This is a genomic window from Anaplasma centrale str. Israel, assembly GCF_000024505.1.
Taxonomy (GTDB): domain Bacteria; phylum Pseudomonadota; class Alphaproteobacteria; order Rickettsiales; family Anaplasmataceae; genus Anaplasma; species Anaplasma centrale.
Map to the genome: position 1 here is coordinate 250,560 of NC_013532.1, position 14,645 is coordinate 265,204.

16 protein-coding genes are annotated in these 14,645 nt (G+C 51.8%); 12 read left to right on the forward strand and 4 right to left on the reverse strand.

All coding sequences use genetic code 11. From position 1 onward, the window contains the following. Nucleotides 1-124: 124 nt before the first annotated feature. The 5 genes from panC (at nucleotide 125) to prmC (ending at nucleotide 4,765) form a co-directional block, all read left to right on the forward strand. Nucleotides 125-958, forward strand: a complete 834-nt coding sequence (panC, locus tag ACIS_RS01190) for a pantoate--beta-alanine ligase (protein ID WP_012880424.1) — start codon at nucleotides 125-127, stop codon at nucleotides 956-958. Between the two features lie 87 nt (nucleotides 959-1,045). Beyond that, nucleotides 1,046-1,579, forward strand: a complete 534-nt coding sequence (locus ACIS_RS01195; protein WP_012880425.1) for a gamma carbonic anhydrase family protein — start codon at nucleotides 1,046-1,048, stop codon at nucleotides 1,577-1,579. A gap of 99 nt (nucleotides 1,580-1,678) precedes the next feature. After that, on the forward strand, nucleotides 1,679-2,923 hold the full coding sequence (sucB, locus tag ACIS_RS01200) for a dihydrolipoyllysine-residue succinyltransferase (RefSeq protein WP_012880426.1): 1,245 nt from the start codon (nucleotides 1,679-1,681) through the stop codon (nucleotides 2,921-2,923). 3 nt (nucleotides 2,924-2,926) lie between these two features. Further along, the gene (map, locus tag ACIS_RS01205; RefSeq protein WP_012880427.1) at nucleotides 2,927-3,727 is read left to right on the forward strand and encodes a type I methionyl aminopeptidase; all 801 of its coding nucleotides are present in this window, start codon (nucleotides 2,927-2,929) and stop codon (nucleotides 3,725-3,727) included. A 189-nt stretch (nucleotides 3,728-3,916) separates the two neighbouring features. Next, nucleotides 3,917-4,765, forward strand: a complete 849-nt coding sequence (gene prmC / locus ACIS_RS01210; protein ID WP_012880428.1) for a peptide chain release factor N(5)-glutamine methyltransferase — start codon at nucleotides 3,917-3,919, stop codon at nucleotides 4,763-4,765. 151 nt (nucleotides 4,766-4,916) lie between these two features. Here the strand turns inward: prmC and grxC are convergent, their stop codons facing one another. After that, nucleotides 4,917-5,159, reverse strand: coding sequence for a glutaredoxin 3 (gene grxC / locus ACIS_RS01215; protein ID WP_010265991.1), 243 nt, complete (start codon nucleotides 5,157-5,159; stop codon nucleotides 4,917-4,919). 67 nt (nucleotides 5,160-5,226) lie between these two features. Here grxC and ribF point away from each other — a divergent pair, with 67 nt between their 5' ends. The 7 genes from ribF to ACIS_RS01250 all read left to right on the forward strand — a co-directional run bounded on the left by ribF (nucleotide 5,227) and on the right by ACIS_RS01250 (nucleotide 12,778). Next, on the forward strand, nucleotides 5,227-6,138 hold the full coding sequence (gene ribF / locus ACIS_RS01220) for a riboflavin biosynthesis protein RibF (protein WP_012880429.1): 912 nt from the start codon (nucleotides 5,227-5,229) through the stop codon (nucleotides 6,136-6,138). A 78-nt stretch (nucleotides 6,139-6,216) separates the two neighbouring features. After that, a complete protein-coding gene (gene lspA, locus ACIS_RS01225; protein WP_012880430.1) occupies nucleotides 6,217-6,729 on the forward strand; it encodes a signal peptidase II in 513 nt (170 codons plus the stop codon). A 54-nt stretch (nucleotides 6,730-6,783) separates the two neighbouring features. Then, nucleotides 6,784-8,112: a M16 family metallopeptidase gene (locus ACIS_RS01230; RefSeq protein ID WP_012880431.1), complete on the forward strand. Its 1,329-nt coding sequence runs from the start codon at nucleotides 6,784-6,786 to the stop codon at nucleotides 8,110-8,112. A gap of 12 nt (nucleotides 8,113-8,124) precedes the next feature. Further along, nucleotides 8,125-9,459, forward strand: coding sequence for a M16 family metallopeptidase (locus ACIS_RS01235; protein WP_012880432.1), 1,335 nt, complete (start codon nucleotides 8,125-8,127; stop codon nucleotides 9,457-9,459). A gap of 182 nt (nucleotides 9,460-9,641) precedes the next feature. After that, a complete protein-coding gene (locus ACIS_RS01240; protein WP_012880433.1) occupies nucleotides 9,642-10,514 on the forward strand; it encodes a hypothetical protein in 873 nt (290 codons plus the stop codon). A 375-nt stretch (nucleotides 10,515-10,889) separates the two neighbouring features. Further along, nucleotides 10,890-11,663 carry a hypothetical protein gene (locus ACIS_RS01245; RefSeq protein ID WP_012880434.1) on the forward strand — a complete coding sequence of 258 codons (774 nt, stop codon included), beginning with the start codon at nucleotides 10,890-10,892 and terminating at the stop codon, nucleotides 11,661-11,663. Nucleotides 11,664-11,992: 329 nt separating this feature from the next. Next, nucleotides 11,993-12,778 carry a hypothetical protein gene (locus ACIS_RS01250; RefSeq protein ID WP_012880435.1) on the forward strand — a complete coding sequence of 262 codons (786 nt, stop codon included), beginning with the start codon at nucleotides 11,993-11,995 and terminating at the stop codon, nucleotides 12,776-12,778. Nucleotides 12,779-12,859: 81 nt separating this feature from the next. Here ACIS_RS01250 and ACIS_RS01255 read toward each other — a convergent pair whose 3' ends face one another. From ACIS_RS01255 to ACIS_RS05550, 3 genes are all read right to left on the reverse strand, one after another. Beyond that, entirely contained in the window at nucleotides 12,860-13,396 is a 537-nt protein-coding gene (locus ACIS_RS01255; RefSeq protein ID WP_410510740.1) for a cytochrome c oxidase assembly protein, read from the reverse strand. Between the two features lie 46 nt (nucleotides 13,397-13,442). Beyond that, nucleotides 13,443-14,192, reverse strand: a complete 750-nt coding sequence (rnc, locus tag ACIS_RS01260) for a ribonuclease III (protein ID WP_012880437.1) — start codon at nucleotides 14,190-14,192, stop codon at nucleotides 13,443-13,445. A gap of 156 nt (nucleotides 14,193-14,348) precedes the next feature. Beyond that, the gene (locus ACIS_RS05550; RefSeq protein WP_238523304.1) at nucleotides 14,349-14,621 is read right to left on the reverse strand and encodes a hypothetical protein; all 273 of its coding nucleotides are present in this window, start codon (nucleotides 14,619-14,621) and stop codon (nucleotides 14,349-14,351) included. Nucleotides 14,622-14,645 lie beyond the last annotated feature (24 nt).

Here is a 14,645-nt window from a genome sequence, read left to right on the forward strand (position 1 = left end):
TTATACTTGATGTGCGGGCTCTATATCAATAACAAAATTTACCGCGCGACATTGTTGATTGTTGTGGACAGCACCAGGCAACCAGGCTACAATCCCGGACGGTGCGGGCCTTGTGGGTTTCCAGATGGAAATTGTTAGGGACGTAGAGTCCGTGAGGGCGGTGCTGCGCCCGTTTACAAACCGTAAAATAGGACTTGTGCCAACCATGGGTGCATTGCACTCCGGGCACCTATCCTTAGTGCATGAGATGAAAAAGCATGCTGATGTGGTCGTCGTGAGCATCTTTGTGAACCCACTGCAGTTTTCCCCGGGCGAAGATTACGAGAAATATCCAAGGTGTGAGGAGGTGGACTGCGAAAAATGCGCCAGTGCGGGCGTGGATGTTGTGTACATCCCGAGTGCCGAGGGTATGTATCCCGATGGCTTTTCCACCAGTGTGGACATAGGGCCCATGGCGCGTGAACTGTGTGGCGCGTCTAGGCAGAATTTCATAAACGGGATTATGGTTGTGCTAATAAAGTTGGTGATGCAAACAAATGCACATTGCATGATCCTCGGGGAAAAAGACTACCAAATGCTGCACCTCACCCGTCAGCTGTTCCGTGACCTTAACATAGGCGTAGACGTGTTGCAGGGTAACACCGTGAGAAGCGCAGAAGGGTTGGCGCTGTCTTCCAGGCACCAATATTTGAGCAGCGCGGAAATTACCAAAGCCAACTTTTTGTACGGGTTTCTACTCGAAGTTGGGCAGCAGCTTTCTGACAATCCGCACGGGCAGCAAGAAATAATTGCGCGCGGCAAGCTGCGTCTTGAGCAGGAGGGGTTTGAGGTTGACTATCTTGAGGTGCGAGACAACAATACGCTCGAGCACATGCAGACCTTCAGAAAGCCCGCAAGGGTTTTCCTGGCCGTGTATTTGGGGAATTGTCGGCTTATTGATAACGTCCTCCTGGCTTAGTTTTAGGGTATGTTGCTGACGTAACCATGTGCCTTGAAAAAATAAGTGCCGCGAGGCCGGTCCCTAGGTACACTAGCGCTGCTAGACATGTATGGAGGGTATGTGGTGGGTAACGCGTCTTTAGCGAGCTACATGGGCGTTCTTCCGTCTGTAGACTCTACCGCTTTCGTAGCAGACAACGCACGTCTTATCGGTCGTGTTGCCGTAGGAAAGAATGCAAGCATCTGGTTTTGCTCGGTTCTCAGGGGTGATGTAGGGAAAATTGTCGTTGGTGAAGGCAGCAATATCCAGGATAATACCGTTGTGCATACTGATCAAGAATACGGTGACACCGAGATTGGAAAATTCGTAACTGTCGGGCACGGCTGCATATTGCATGCGTGTTCCCTCATGGACAAAACATTCGTGGGCATGGGTTGTGTGATTATGGACCGCGCCCTAATGGAGGAGTGCAGCATGTTAGCTGCTGGGTCTTTGCTAACTAGGGGTAAGGTGGTAAAATCCGGTGAGTTGTGGGGGGGAAGGCCCGCCAAGTACATGAGGATGCTGTCGGATCAAGAGTTAGCATATCTGCAACAGTCAGCTGACGGGTATATCGAGCTATCCAGGTCATATCTATAAGTCACGCGCTGATCTATGGTTTGACATTTCGTGGTTTGGTGCCTAGACTGGCGGTCCATCCGTCCGGCATATAGTTCGTTTATTGGGCAAGCTGCTTGTATGAGTGATAATGTAGAGATAAAAGTTGATAACCTTGGTGGGGAATCCATATCAGAGGCCCCTGTTCGGGTTCTGAAAAGGGTTGGTGATGCCGTTTCCGCAGAAGAGGCGGTTTTTGTTATTGAAACGGATAAAACCTCTCTGGAGATAGCGTCTCCGGTTGCCGGTGTTATCACCGAACTGCGCGTGTCGGACGAAGAGATAATAACCAGGGGCCAGGTTTTGGCGATCATCAGCAAGCATGAAGGTGCCCCTCAGGATGCCGCAGCGCGTGAGCACAAGCAAGCTGAAGTTGCAGCTCCGGATGCCGAATTAGCACCGCAGGTTGAGCAACGTGATGTGCAAGTTCAAGTTGCTGACAAGGAAAAGCCGGTTAAGCCAGCCACTGGCCCACGCATTCCCGGTATAGACGAGTTCGTTGCCGGTGGGTGTTCCTCACCTGCTGATAGGGCGGCTGGTAAAATCACCAAGCCTGTGGGCGATGTGGGCAAGAGCCCCGTCCCGCAGCAACGCGTGTATGATGAGGTTGACGGCATCATAAGCGTGCCAGGGGAAAGGCGCGTTAAGATGAGCAAAATCCGCCAGGTGATCGCGTCACGGCTGAAGGAATCGCAAAACACCGCAGCCACGCTCAGCACTTTTAATGAGGTGGATATGAGTGCTGTTATGGCGCTCAGGGGGAAATATAAGGAAGGCTTTGAGAAGAAGTATGAGGTGAAACTGGGGTTCATGTCGTTCTTCATCAGGGCCGTGGTGCTGGCTCTCAGAGAGATACCGGTGATTAATGCTGAGATTTCCGGGGATGAGATAATATACCGTGACTACTGCAACATCGGGGTCGCGGTTGGCACGGATAAGGGGTTAGTAGTTCCGGTGATACGCGGGGCCGAGACAATGTCGTTTGCGGCGTTAGAGCAAGAGTTGGTAATGCTGAGTAAAAAGGCCAGGGGAGGGACGCTCACAGTTGCTGATATGTCTGGCGCAACGTTTACCATCACCAATGGGGGGGTGTATGGGTCTCTTCTTTCCACACCGATTATCAACCCTCCTCAGTCAGGGATTCTGGGCATGCATGCAATACAAGAGCGCCCCGTGGTGGTCAACGGCAATATTGAAATCAGGCCCATGATGTATCTCGCGCTTTCGTATGACCACAGAATAGTGGATGGTCAAGGTGCGGTGACCTTCCTCGTGCGCGTCAAGCAATATATAGAAGATCCGAACAGGATGTCTCTCGAGATTTAGGTCATGGTTTCGGCTGGGGGCATAACTATTCACTCCGAGAAGGATTTTGAAGGCATGCGCAGGGCGGGTAGGTTGGCCGCCGAGACGCTGGATTTCATAACTCCCTACGTAAAGCCCGGGGTTTCTACAAACGCTTTGAATGATCTGTGCCATCGCTTCATTATAGATGCCGGCGCTGTGCCCGCCCCCCTGGGGTACCGCGGATATCCGAAGTCTATCTGTACCTCAAAAAATTGTGTAGTGTGCCACGGCATCCCGGATGATGTGGCGCTCAAGGATGGGGACATACTAAACATAGATGTTACGGTAATTTTGGATGGCTGGCATGGGGACACCAGCAGGATGTACTGGGTTGGCGAGAACACTGCGGTGAAGGCCAAGCGCCTGTGCGAGGCCTCGTATGAAGCAATGTGGGCTGCAATTGGACATGTGAAGCCCGGACAGAAGCTCAATAGGCTTGGCATGGCGATTGAGGAAACGATAGCCAAATATGGCTATTCAATTGTGCGTGATTATTGTGGCCACGGCCTCGGCAAAGTATTTCATGCGGCGCCTAATGTTGTACACTACTACGACGAGGAAGATGAAACTGTGCTGCAGGAAGGAATGTTTTTCACGGTGGAGCCCATGATAAATGCAGGTAAGCACCACACCACCGTGAGCAAGAAAGACGGATGGACCGTGACGACCCGAGATTTCTCTCTCTCCGCGCAGTTCGAACATTCGTTAGGGGTCACCAAAGATGGGGCGGAAGTTTTCACCATGTCGCCAAAGAATTGGAATTTCCCGCCCTACCACCAGTAGGCGCGCACCTCAATCGCCCGCGCGTGTGGTGGCGGGTAGCGGTTAGCGTCGTAACCTCAGGCTTTGCAGAAGAGTGCAGTTTCTGTATTGTGATACAATATTGCGAAGTTTTCCCGAAACTATGCAGCGGAATTTGCGGATCCACGGCTTCATACATGGCTGGCCTTTCAGGTATGTGCGATGCAAGCGATGAGAATCTCTACTCTGTTGGGTAAGGCTGCGGCCATGCTAAGCGGTGCTGGCGTGGCAACTCCGAGGCTAGATGCAGAGCTCATCGCGCAGCAGGCCCTGGGTATCAGTGCGATTGCCATGCTCGTAGATGCTGATATGCCAGTGGAACAAGAACGCGCGGATAGGTTTTTCGCGCTACTGGACCGGCGGCTATCGGGGGAACCAGTCTCGCATATTCTTGGCAAACGGGAATTCTGGGGCATGGATTTTGCAGTCAATTCAGATGTTCTCGATCCGCGGGCAGATACTGAGTCTGTAGTGTCTTCTGCAATCAAAATTTACAAAAACCAAAATCGTAACCTCACAATTGCCGATCTGGGCACAGGCACCGGGTGCATCTTGATTGCGCTACTATCGCACTACAGACACGCCACCGGGGTTGCATTTGAGAAGAGTGTGAAGGCTTACCGCGTTGCGCGACAAAACTTTGTGCGACACTCCATGCTCGCAAGGGTAAAACTGCGCTGTGCAAGCTGGGAGCGGTGCGAAGGGAAGTTTGACCTGATAGTAAGCAACCCCCCGTATATCAGGAGGTGCAAAATACCCGGCCTACAGCGTGAGGTCAGGCAGCATGAGCCACTGAGGGCCCTGGACGGTGGGGTAAGGGGCATGGAGGCGTATACTCAGATTTTTAAGGTCCTGAAAAAATGCCTGCGCCCGTCCGGCAGGGCGATCCTGGAGATTGGTGAAGATCAGAGCACAATACGCGACGAAGCCCTACGCTGGAATATAGGCTTCTGCAACTATGAGTACGACCTTGCCGGTAGGAAGAGGTGCATCATCCTGAAGCTGCTGCCCGGGGCATAGAACTCCTCCACCGCCGCGCCAGCACTCGATTCATGCCAAGCCCACGACCGCGCGCCACTTGCCTTCCACCCGCACAGACACCAGCAACATGAAAGGGGCCAGGGCGCACGTGCTGAGCTACGCTACAATACCCGCAACAGACTGCCGCACTCTAGAGTTCCAACTCCCCGGATTCGTACAGGGCGTATAGATCATCACAACCGCCTATGCTCTTGCCGTCAATAAAAATCTGCGGCACAGTCCTCCTCCCCGAGCGCTCTACCATCTCACGCATAGCCTCCGGGTTATCGGTGATGTCAATCTCCTTAAAGGGTACATTTTTTTTGTTGAACAAAGCCTTTGCCCTAGTACAATAGGGGCAGGGGACCTTTGTATATATGAGGACCTCCCGCATACCGCTCCTCCTTCCGAGATGTGCATGCTCTAGCTAGCACGGCTGCGTATAGATGTAAAGTTTTTATATGGAAGTATTGTATGGGCACGAGGGTAAAGAGGCGGTAGCGCTGACTTTCGGTAATTTTGACGGAATACACCTCGGGCATGTGCAGATATTCGCGGAGCTTACCCGGCGCGCTGCCGAGCTGTCTCTGCCCGCTGCTGTTTTGACGTTCTCCCCCCACACTGCCGCTTTTTTGAGGCAGAGAAAGAATTTCTTGTTAGTAGACTTTGAACACAAGGTGGAGCTCATAGAAGCGTGCGGGGTGGATTATCTGTACGTTGTGGAGTTCGGGCAGGAATTTGCGCAGCTATCACCCGATGCGTTTATTCATAATGTGCTGGTCGGTGGCTGTAAAGCCAGACACGTAGTTGTGGGGAAAGACTGCGTTTTTGGGCACAAGTGTGCGGGTAATCTCAAATCGCTCGAGCTACACGCGGCCACATGCGGATATGGGGTAACAGGAGTACCGCAGTACATGGTGGACGGACGTGCGTGTTCTTCCTCTCGCATCAGGGAGTGCTTGCAACTGGGTGATATTGAAACCGCAAATCTGCTGCTGGGCAGACGGCATGTCGTCAGTGGAAGGGTGCTAAAAGGCCGGGGCAGGGGGAAGCTCATAGGGTTCCCGACGCTGAATCTTAGCATGGATCATACCGTACTGCCGAAAAATGGTGTGTACCATGCAAGAGTGCGTTTTGGCGGGAACAATTATTGGCTGCCTGGCGTCGTCAACATAGGGACAAGGCCCACTTTTGCTGAGGAAATATGCCCACTGTTGGAGATGCACGTCTTTGATTTTGACGATGATGTTTACGGGAAATGGGCCGATGTAGAGCTGATTAGCTTTCTCAGGCCTGAGCGTAAATTCCACAATGTTGATCAACTGGTTCGGCAGATAGCGCAGGACATATCTGACGTGAAGCAAAAGTATTAATTGCGCATTTGCAGCGCCTATGTTACAGCCCCAACTTTTGTGCTAAACTGCGGGTTGTATAGTTAGCAGAGGTATACAGTGAAGGGTAAGATTGTTGGTGTGATAGCCATCGTGTTTATTTTCGCGCTTGATCAAGTGAGCAAAGCCTATGCGATTGATTGGTATTCAAAATCAGGCGGGACGCAGGTTTTTAAGTTTTGTGACCTGGTGGAGGTTTGGAACAGAGGCATTAGCTTTGGCATGTTTGGTGCAATGGAGAGTAGCAACTTAATCTTCACATACGTCTCTCTGGGGGTTATACTGGCGCTTTTCGTGCTGCTCTTGCAAGCCAAGCACAAGAAAAGCACATTCTGCATGGGTGTGGTAATAGGAGGTGCCCTGGGCAACCTTGCAGATAGGCTCAGGTTTGGCGCTGTGTACGACTTTATCAGCCTACATGTGGGTGAGCTTTACTGGCCTGCTTTTAATATTGCAGATGCCTGTGTGACTTGTGGGGTTATTGGGTTTTTGTGTCTTGAGGTTATGTACCACGCCAAGGCGCGTGTCGCCGAAAGCGCTGACCCTGTGGCGCTTTCTGTTAAGAAATATTAATTGTCTAGCTATATTGCTTGGCACAGGGCTTATTTTCATTTTGGATTAGGGGCGATGAACAAGTTTTTTGCGGCAAGCTTTCTGTTAGCTTCCCTCTTCTGTGGTCCCGCATTTTGCGCAAAGCTACAAGGTGTGCGGGTTGCGGAACTCGAAAACGGGATGAAGGTTTATGTGATATCGGACAATCGCTTCCCGATAGTGCTGCATATGCTAGTGTATAGGGTGGGAGGTATGGATGATCCACCCGGCCTTTCAGGCATCGCCCACTTTCTTGAACACATGATGTTTACCGGTACGGAGAAAGTTCAGGACTTCTCTGACACAATCGGCCGGCTTGGTGGAAGATACAACGCGCTGACTTCCACCGCATACACTGCATACTACGAGCTAGTGGGAAAGCAACACCTGCCGCTGATGATGGAAATGGAAGCCGATAGAATGCGCAACCTGGACCTTACTGCGGAGCACATGGAGCGTGAGCGCAACGTTGTGCTTGAGGAAAGAAAAATGCGTACCGAGGCAACCCCACGTGGGCTACTGGAGGAAGAGGCTGTGAATGTCTTCTATCGCAACGGCTATGGAAGGCCAGTAGTCGGTTGGGAGCACGAAATAGCGAACTATGACATGCAAAACGTCCAGGCTTTTTATCACAAGTACTACAACCCCAACAATGCAATATTGCTGGTGGCTGGGGATGTGAGTTTTGAGGAAGTGATGGAGCTTGCGCAAGCCAATTACGGTGGCCTGACAAACAATAGTGAGGCCGTTGAGCGTAATGCCGATGCCAAGCTAGAACCCCCGCACAGGGCTGGTATAACCGTCAAGATGGAAAGCGCATCCGTAGCAGACCCAGAGATGTTTATGCTATATCAAACCTCCAGTATCACTCAAGATGAGGGCTTGCGCAACTACTACGCGGCCGCCCTGGCTGCAGATGTACTTGCCGGAGACGAATTTGGTGTACTGTATGATGAATTGGTCCGCAAACAGCGCGTGGCAACACGAGTCTCTGCCTCACATAGTGCCAAGGAGTTGAGTAGTGGGGCAGTTTCCATAGATATAAACTTGCATCCAGGCGTCTCTCCCGATGTTGCAAGCAGGGAAGTCAAGCGCGTGGTTGAGCGGCTTGTCTCGTCCGGGGTGTCTAGAAAGTTTGTAGAGAATGCCAAGTACAGGGGGATGGCGCGTGTGGTGTATGACCTTGACGGCATTGAGGATAGGGCGTGGTTTTACGCGGGACTTTTGGCCATTGGGTCCCCCGCAATTTCTATGGAGGATGTTGTAGATGCGATCAAGAGCATCCGGGTCGAAGATGTCGACACTGCCATCAGGGGGATTTTTACTAGTCCCGCGGTGGAAGGGCATTTGTTACCTAAATTATAGGAGGTTGATTGTATGAATGCTAACCCTTTATTGCGCATTCTGTTCCTTGTAAGTGTGGTGCTGTTTGGGACTGAGTGTATTGCTGGTGGGGTAACTGTGGACGTACGCAGCGCAAACACTCCAAATGGCATCAGCTACTGGTATCTGCAAGAACATAACCTGCCGATAGTCTCTGTAGCAATTGCGTTCAAAAAAGCCGGGTCTGCTTATGACCCAGAAGGGCAGCATGGCCTCTCATACCTGGCCTCTTTGGTTATGCCGCACTCCGAGGTTGAAGAAGGTGCTAGTGCCCTGCAAAAACTTACTGAGCGGGGGATAGATTTGTCAGTCTCCGTCGATCGCGAAAATGTATATATCTTTTTGAAGACTTTGTCAGATAACCTAGGATTGGCGCTAGAAATGCTAGGCCGCTGCCTGTTGGATACGCACATAAATTCTGAGGTTTTTGCACAGGAAAAAGAGCGCCAAAAGTCTGCTGTGCGCCATAGTATGACTGAGCCTTCAGAGCTGGCGATGTATGGGATAGGGCGCGTTTTATTCGGTGATCACCCCTACGGCCGCTCACCCAGAGGCAGCATCGAGGATATCGACAAGATAACTTTTGATGACGTATCGCGCTACAAGCAAGAGACTTTTGATCTCGATCAGATGGTTGTTGGAGTAGTGGGAGATATCAGCGAAAAAAGCCTGTCAAAAATGCTCGACACAAGCTTTGCGCGGCTGCGTAGAGGGCAGAATCTTAGAGGGGTCAGCCCGGTTGATCCCAACATAGGCAGTAGGGGATATATCGAATACAAGGCTCCCCAAAGCGTAATTGTATTTGCTGGCAAAAGCGTAGAAGCCACAGACCGGCGGTACCATGCAATGCAGCTCCTGACAAACGCACTGGGCGGTACTGCATTGAATTCGGTGTTGATGAGAGAACTGCGTGAGAAGCTTGGAATCACGTACAGGGTGGGCAGCTTCCTGCACAACGAGGGGCACATGAATTTGATGCTAGGTGTTCTGTACACCGACAATACAACAGCTAAGCGTGGGGTAAATGGGTTTGCTGATGTAATAAAGAAGGTCAAAGAACATGGGTTAGATGAGCAGGTGTTCAACATCTCAAAGGCCGATATCCTCGATTCTTTCGTATTTACCTTTCTAAACACGGGTTCTGTGGCAAATTTGCTCATGAGGCTGCAGCTGCAGGGTAGGGAGCTGGGCTACATATCGGAATATCGCACGCTGTTTGATTCCATAACACTGCAAGAAGTTAATGAAGTTGCGCGGGAGATACTGGGTGATTTATCTGTCGTCGAAGTGGGGGTGCGTAACAACATTGGTGGCAGGACCGTACTCTAGTTCGCTAACGTGTGAACTGCACCGGTGTAACGCCTGTTACTTACTATCATGCAGTGGGATGCTTGCTGTATTACCGCTACGCGAGTGCCGCGGAGATTTGTGGTTTTCACCCTGAGGGATAGTGGATATACTGGAGCTTGGGGATGAGAATATGCCCTGGGTTTGTATTTCAATGAGGGTATGTGAAGAGGGAGCTTGATGATGACATTGGGGGTGGTGTAAGGTCCCTAATTCTGCGTAAACCCATCAGCAATGTCTACTTCAGGCTGGGGGCCTTCTGCGCGGCTGTGTTCGCTGCTGTTGCCGCATTTGCGTTTGCCTATGCGATATCTGCTGGTGTTGCGTTCTCGTGGTACGCTCCGGTTTTTATCGTTGCAGTGGTCTCTACTGTGACACTCCTTCTGAGTTTGGCGTTTATGTCTATTATGTCTGCCCTGCAAAGTCGCAGCGGTAGGGTGCAGTACGCTAGCGGAACAATACAAGCCCCTTTCGGTTGTTCGAGTAAGAGACTGGATATCAGTGTACGCCGGCACGGGGTGCAAGGCGGTTATGGGGTGTTTCAGTCAGTTCTTGCATGCACGATTGTATGTTCGCTGATTGCTGCTGCGCTGGCAGGTGGGGTCGTGGTTGGGCGGTCGCAAGCCTTACCTTCAATTGCCTCATTGGCCGCCAGAATGCAGAGCATAGAGAGTATTGCGTTTGTCGCCGCAGTTGCGGTGCTTTTGATTTCATGCCTCCTACTATTTTGCGTCAGGGTTTTTACTGACGGGGCCACACCACGCGTAAATATGTTCGTTGTTATGGCTTCAAACCCTGACTCCTCTCGTACGACAGATTCGGAAGAGTCATCTCCTAGCTCTGTTACGCGAGGGGCGCGTGGAGCCGCAGACGGCCCGGCCACCAGGAATGCGCGCACTGCCGATGCTGAAGCAGAACAGGGCCCAGCCCACAATGCCCTACGGAGTACAAGCTGGATTAGCGCGCTAATGGGGCTCGAACGCGAAGCCTCTGGGGTCTGTATTAAGTGTATTATAGACGCCCGTAGCCTGCAGTAACCCCACATGCAGCATACCACACGTGCATGATGTCTTGTTGTTTGTTGTGTGTTTCTCGTGATGCATAGTGTGCAGGTTCGGCAGACTAAATTCACGTGTACATGCCAGTGTACATGCCACTGCGCAGGGTCATATGCTGTTCTTCTCAGTCAATGTGGCGTAAATGTCACAGCTCGCCATGACCGCTGTGAGAGGGCATATGCTGCTGACCGTTGCTGTAAAAACGTGTGTACAACGAGATGGCAGCCGCTTAAAGACCCTTAAAACAGTTAGCTTCTGCATGTGAGGTTTTATATTTCCAAGTTTAACTAGTTGACAATATTGTTCCCCAGCAGTAGTATCGCCTGGGTGTTATCTATTTAGGTTGTGTCGGTTATGTCCTTTAAGATTAAAGATGAGAAGCTGAGTGCGCACATAGCGAACCCAGATAGTACTAGGTATATGCGTCAGGGTTTGGGTGTTACTACGGCTCTGTCGGTCATAGTGGTTGCTGCGCTTGCAGCGCGCGTGTGGAGGCTGTCTCAAGAAGGCCTGGAGTCTAGCGTGCTCTTGAAGCGTCCCCAGTTCATAGCGCTTATGGTCATGCTGGCTGTGTTTGTTGTTGCTGCTATAGGCCTAGCTGTGGTCTGCAACGAACATCAGAAGAAAGCGAAGGAAATGAACGGGCTATATCCGGATGCTGCGTATCTGACAACTCCTGACAAAGAGGGTGAGGAGCAAGGGAACAGGGTACGCGCTGTGTCTTTTGCTTCGAGCAGTCGTACAAACCCGTTCTCCACTCCTACGGCTATGGCGGGTCTGGTAACCCTTACTGTATTCGCTGCGCTGTCTGGTGCACTGCCTAGTCAGACCGCTATCACTGCTGAAATGATAGGCTCCGGGTTTGCTGCTGCCACTCCTCTGCAACAAGCGTGGGTTGTCATGCTGTTTTTGGCAATGGCTGTAACGTTCTTTGCTGCCATGAGAGGTGGTTTGCTTGCATCTGGCCAGGGGAACAGGCTTTGTGTTGTGAGCTCGGGTGATGTCTCCGCCGCAGATGGGGTACTCCCTGCTGGTGCGCTGGGCCCAGAGACTGACTTCAGCGAAGTTGTTGCTATACACGTGCACAACGCTGGTTACGGGGGTGTCGGGGTCAATCCTGCGCCGTAATCTCAGGGCGGCGGCCTTTCCGCATCGTCTCCACTGCAGTTGTTGGTGTTTTGCTGTGGTGGGTGCCGCTCCGGGCGGTTTGCTTTCTCTGCCTGGTGGATAGGTGCTACGTCGCCCCACTTCCTTCCCGGCCCTCCGAAACGGGGGCGGGTGTAGTTGTTGCCGTGCTGCTGTATGCTTTGTGGTTTGGGTGCGGCCGGCTTTCGCGTTGTAGGTGTATCTGTGTAGGTCTAAGGCGCTGCCCGAGGCGGTTGCATGGCGGTCCTATTGACTCTAGGTGCTGATTTCCTTAAAATGCTAGTAATCTTTTAGGGTGATGAGGCTGTAGGGTGTATAGGGACGCTGACCACGGTGATGTGGGTATTTTACGGCTGGGGCGTGATAGGCTGTTTGCCAAGATGTGTGCTGTGCTGCTGATTGCTAGTGCCGCCTCCCTCGCCTTCTTCGCGGCTTACATCTCCGCTTCCGGGTTTCCCTTGCTGGAGTCAGGGCCTGCCACTGCTGCTTTCCTGCTCTCCATGGTGGGTGCTTTTGCAGCGTTATGTGGGCTTATAGTATTCTGCGTGAGGCTGAGGACCATAAGTAGGTATGGGCTCATTGTCTCTCTGCCAGAGGGGAACTTTGACTCTCCGAGTATGCTGCAGATGAACGGGCCTTTCGTGAGTAGCACTAACGCCCGGGCTGAGGTCAGTGTTAAGAAGAGTGGGCTCAGCGGAGCCGCTAAGTTTGAGCCCTTTTCCTGCGGCCTTGTGGCGGTGCTTGGCGTTTCGCTGTGTACCTTCTCTGCCGCGTTTGGTGTCTTGTGTGCTTGTACCCGGGGTGATGTTTTAGAGGCGGCGAAGGCCTTGTTTGCTCCTTCTGTGGCGTCTAACGTGTGTCTGATCGCGGCTACTTTGGTGTTGGCTACGGGGGTTGTAGGCTTAGTGCGCTACATGCTCTCCTCCTCTGCGGGTCGTATGGTGGTGCTAAGCGATGACAGGACGCGCTTTTCGGATGCGGACATAGAAGACATCGCGGGTAGGCTGAACATTTCCCCTGCGAACGTAGCTAATATCACGATCTCAAGAGGTGGTGCTTCTGTTGTGCCCCTGGGTAGCTCACCGCTGCTTCCATGAGGGTAGGGTATAGAAGGCTGTTCTCGCTGTGCGAGGAGAAGCCCCGCTGTGGCGTGCAAGCCACGGTGCCGCGCGGTTTTATTAGTGCCCGGTTTGCTCTCCCTCCCGCTGTAGGGCAGAGGCTTCAGTGGCGGTGCGGCCGCCCTCCTGTGCTGTTTGGAAAAAGGTGTAAGATAGGGTAATCTCCCTAATGTCTTCGGTTTGAGGGTCCTCCTCTATTGCCGGAGATATGAAGAACGACACTGGCATCGTTATCCTAAGCCCCGGGGCGAATGTCTGTTCCGAGAAACAAAAGCAGGCTATCTTGTAAAAGTACTTCCCTGCCTGTACTGGGGTCACATTATACACTGCCATTCCGCTTATTTCCTTATCAGACGGGTTTTCCGCAACGTAGAAGGCCAACTTCTGCACTCCAGGAGTTACCATAACGTGGGGCTGCTCCGGGTAAAAAAGCAGTGGGATGCCATGTGTGTCCGCATTCAGCCTTACTTTGATATCATAGCTGCCTATTTTTTTATCTGGGGCCACAGATACGGCTTTTCTCGTTGTGCCGCCATATCCAGTTGCTTTACAAAAAATTCTATACAATGGCACCGATGCATATGTTAGGCATACCATTGAGGCTATGGCTGACACCAGCAACGCCAGAATTTCATTGTTGCGCTTATTTTTTTTCACAATACTCCGGGTTGCTCGCTCCATTCTGCGGAAGTTCGGTGATCCTTTTCAACATCAACTTGGCCGCTTCCTGCTCCGCGAGCTTTTTACTGCTGCCAGTACCCAATATACTGCCGTGCCCCTGTATACTCACCTCGACTGCAAAGACCGGTTTGTGCTCTGGGCCAGATTTGCTCACTAATTTGTATAGCGGTACCGTCCAGCCTCTGCTTTGTACCCACTCCTGCAGCGCAGTCTTTGGATCCTGAGGTGGTGCCGAGGACATGCGTTGTGCGCGCGAGAACCAATGTTCACGTATAAAGTTTTTGTAATCTTCCGAACTGCCATCTATGTACATTGCCCCTATGAGGGCTTCTAATGCATTCTCCAAGGTGCCTGGATTGTCAGATCCTCCACAAGACATCTCCCCGCTTGACATAAGTATAAGCCCACCCAAGCCTATAGATCTTGCAATCTCAACCACCTCTGAGCCGCGCACGAGCGCCGTTCTTTTTTGGGTGAGACAACCCTCATCATCGTCTGGAAAGAGCCTGTACAACATCTCAGACACAGCCATGCTTAATACGGCATCACCGAGAAACTCGAGGCGCTCATAATTTGCTGCACTCTCGCGCGAGAGACTGGGATGGGTCAGTGATTCCAAAAGCAGGTCTAAATCCCTAAACCGGTATCCTGTAACCTCATACACCCTGCATGCCAGGTTTTCTTTATCAATGTTATCAATAGGGCGCGACATGGCGTTCCCTCGCTATTGTTTGTGGGCCACTCTCAACATTGCAGCGCTCCAGCCTCAGAGTGCCTCTGGAGATGTTGTATGCCGAGTTAGGAATGTATGCAGATCTGCAGCAGCAAGCAAAGTTAAACGAAGCTACCATCGCTGTTCCCCCCTCTGTTATGTGAAAATCTTTCCTTGACCATATGCAACAGCAGAGCCGATACTTGACCTCTCAATTTTATCTAGGCGTGTACTGAAAAGCTCTATAATTGGGCGGTGCACTTTTGTACGAGAGTAATACTTGGGAATGGAGCTACAGGTGGCCACCTGCACGTTCTTAACAAAAACTAACGTAGAAATCAGAGCACGGCAACCAAGCTCCAAAAACCCAGAGCTTACCACGGCCCCGCCCCCGCCACACTGCACAGACCCACCTTCGCTGTTGTGCATACTCTCCGCATTGCAGGGGTTGTT

What these genes read in the sequence shown, in the direction of transcription:
- panC (WP_012880424.1), top strand. Translation starts at nt 125, where the DNA reads ATGGAAATTGTTAGGGACGTAGAGTCCGTGAGGGCGGTGCTGCGCCCG.
- ACIS_RS01195 (WP_012880425.1), top strand. Translation starts at nt 1,046, where the DNA reads ATGTATGGAGGGTATGTGGTGGGTAACGCGTCTTTAGCGAGCTACATG.
- sucB (WP_012880426.1), top strand. Translation starts at nt 1,679, where the DNA reads ATGAGTGATAATGTAGAGATAAAAGTTGATAACCTTGGTGGGGAATCC.
- map (WP_012880427.1), top strand. Translation starts at nt 2,927, where the DNA reads ATGGTTTCGGCTGGGGGCATAACTATTCACTCCGAGAAGGATTTTGAA.
- prmC (WP_012880428.1), top strand. Translation starts at nt 3,917, where the DNA reads ATGAGAATCTCTACTCTGTTGGGTAAGGCTGCGGCCATGCTAAGCGGT.
- grxC (WP_010265991.1), bottom strand. Translation starts at nt 5,159, where the DNA reads ATGCGGGAGGTCCTCATATATACAAAGGTCCCCTGCCCCTATTGTACT.
- ribF (WP_012880429.1), top strand. Translation starts at nt 5,227, where the DNA reads ATGGAAGTATTGTATGGGCACGAGGGTAAAGAGGCGGTAGCGCTGACT.
- ACIS_RS01230 (WP_012880431.1), top strand. Translation starts at nt 6,784, where the DNA reads ATGAACAAGTTTTTTGCGGCAAGCTTTCTGTTAGCTTCCCTCTTCTGT.
- ACIS_RS01235 (WP_012880432.1), top strand. Translation starts at nt 8,125, where the DNA reads ATGAATGCTAACCCTTTATTGCGCATTCTGTTCCTTGTAAGTGTGGTG.
- ACIS_RS01245 (WP_012880434.1), top strand. Translation starts at nt 10,890, where the DNA reads ATGTCCTTTAAGATTAAAGATGAGAAGCTGAGTGCGCACATAGCGAAC.
- ACIS_RS01255 (WP_410510740.1), bottom strand. Translation starts at nt 13,396, where the DNA reads ATGGTATGCCTAACATATGCATCGGTGCCATTGTATAGAATTTTTTGT.
- rnc (WP_012880437.1), bottom strand. Translation starts at nt 14,192, where the DNA reads ATGTCGCGCCCTATTGATAACATTGATAAAGAAAACCTGGCATGCAGG.
- ACIS_RS05550 (WP_238523304.1), bottom strand. Translation starts at nt 14,621, where the DNA reads ATGCACAACAGCGAAGGTGGGTCTGTGCAGTGTGGCGGGGGCGGGGCC.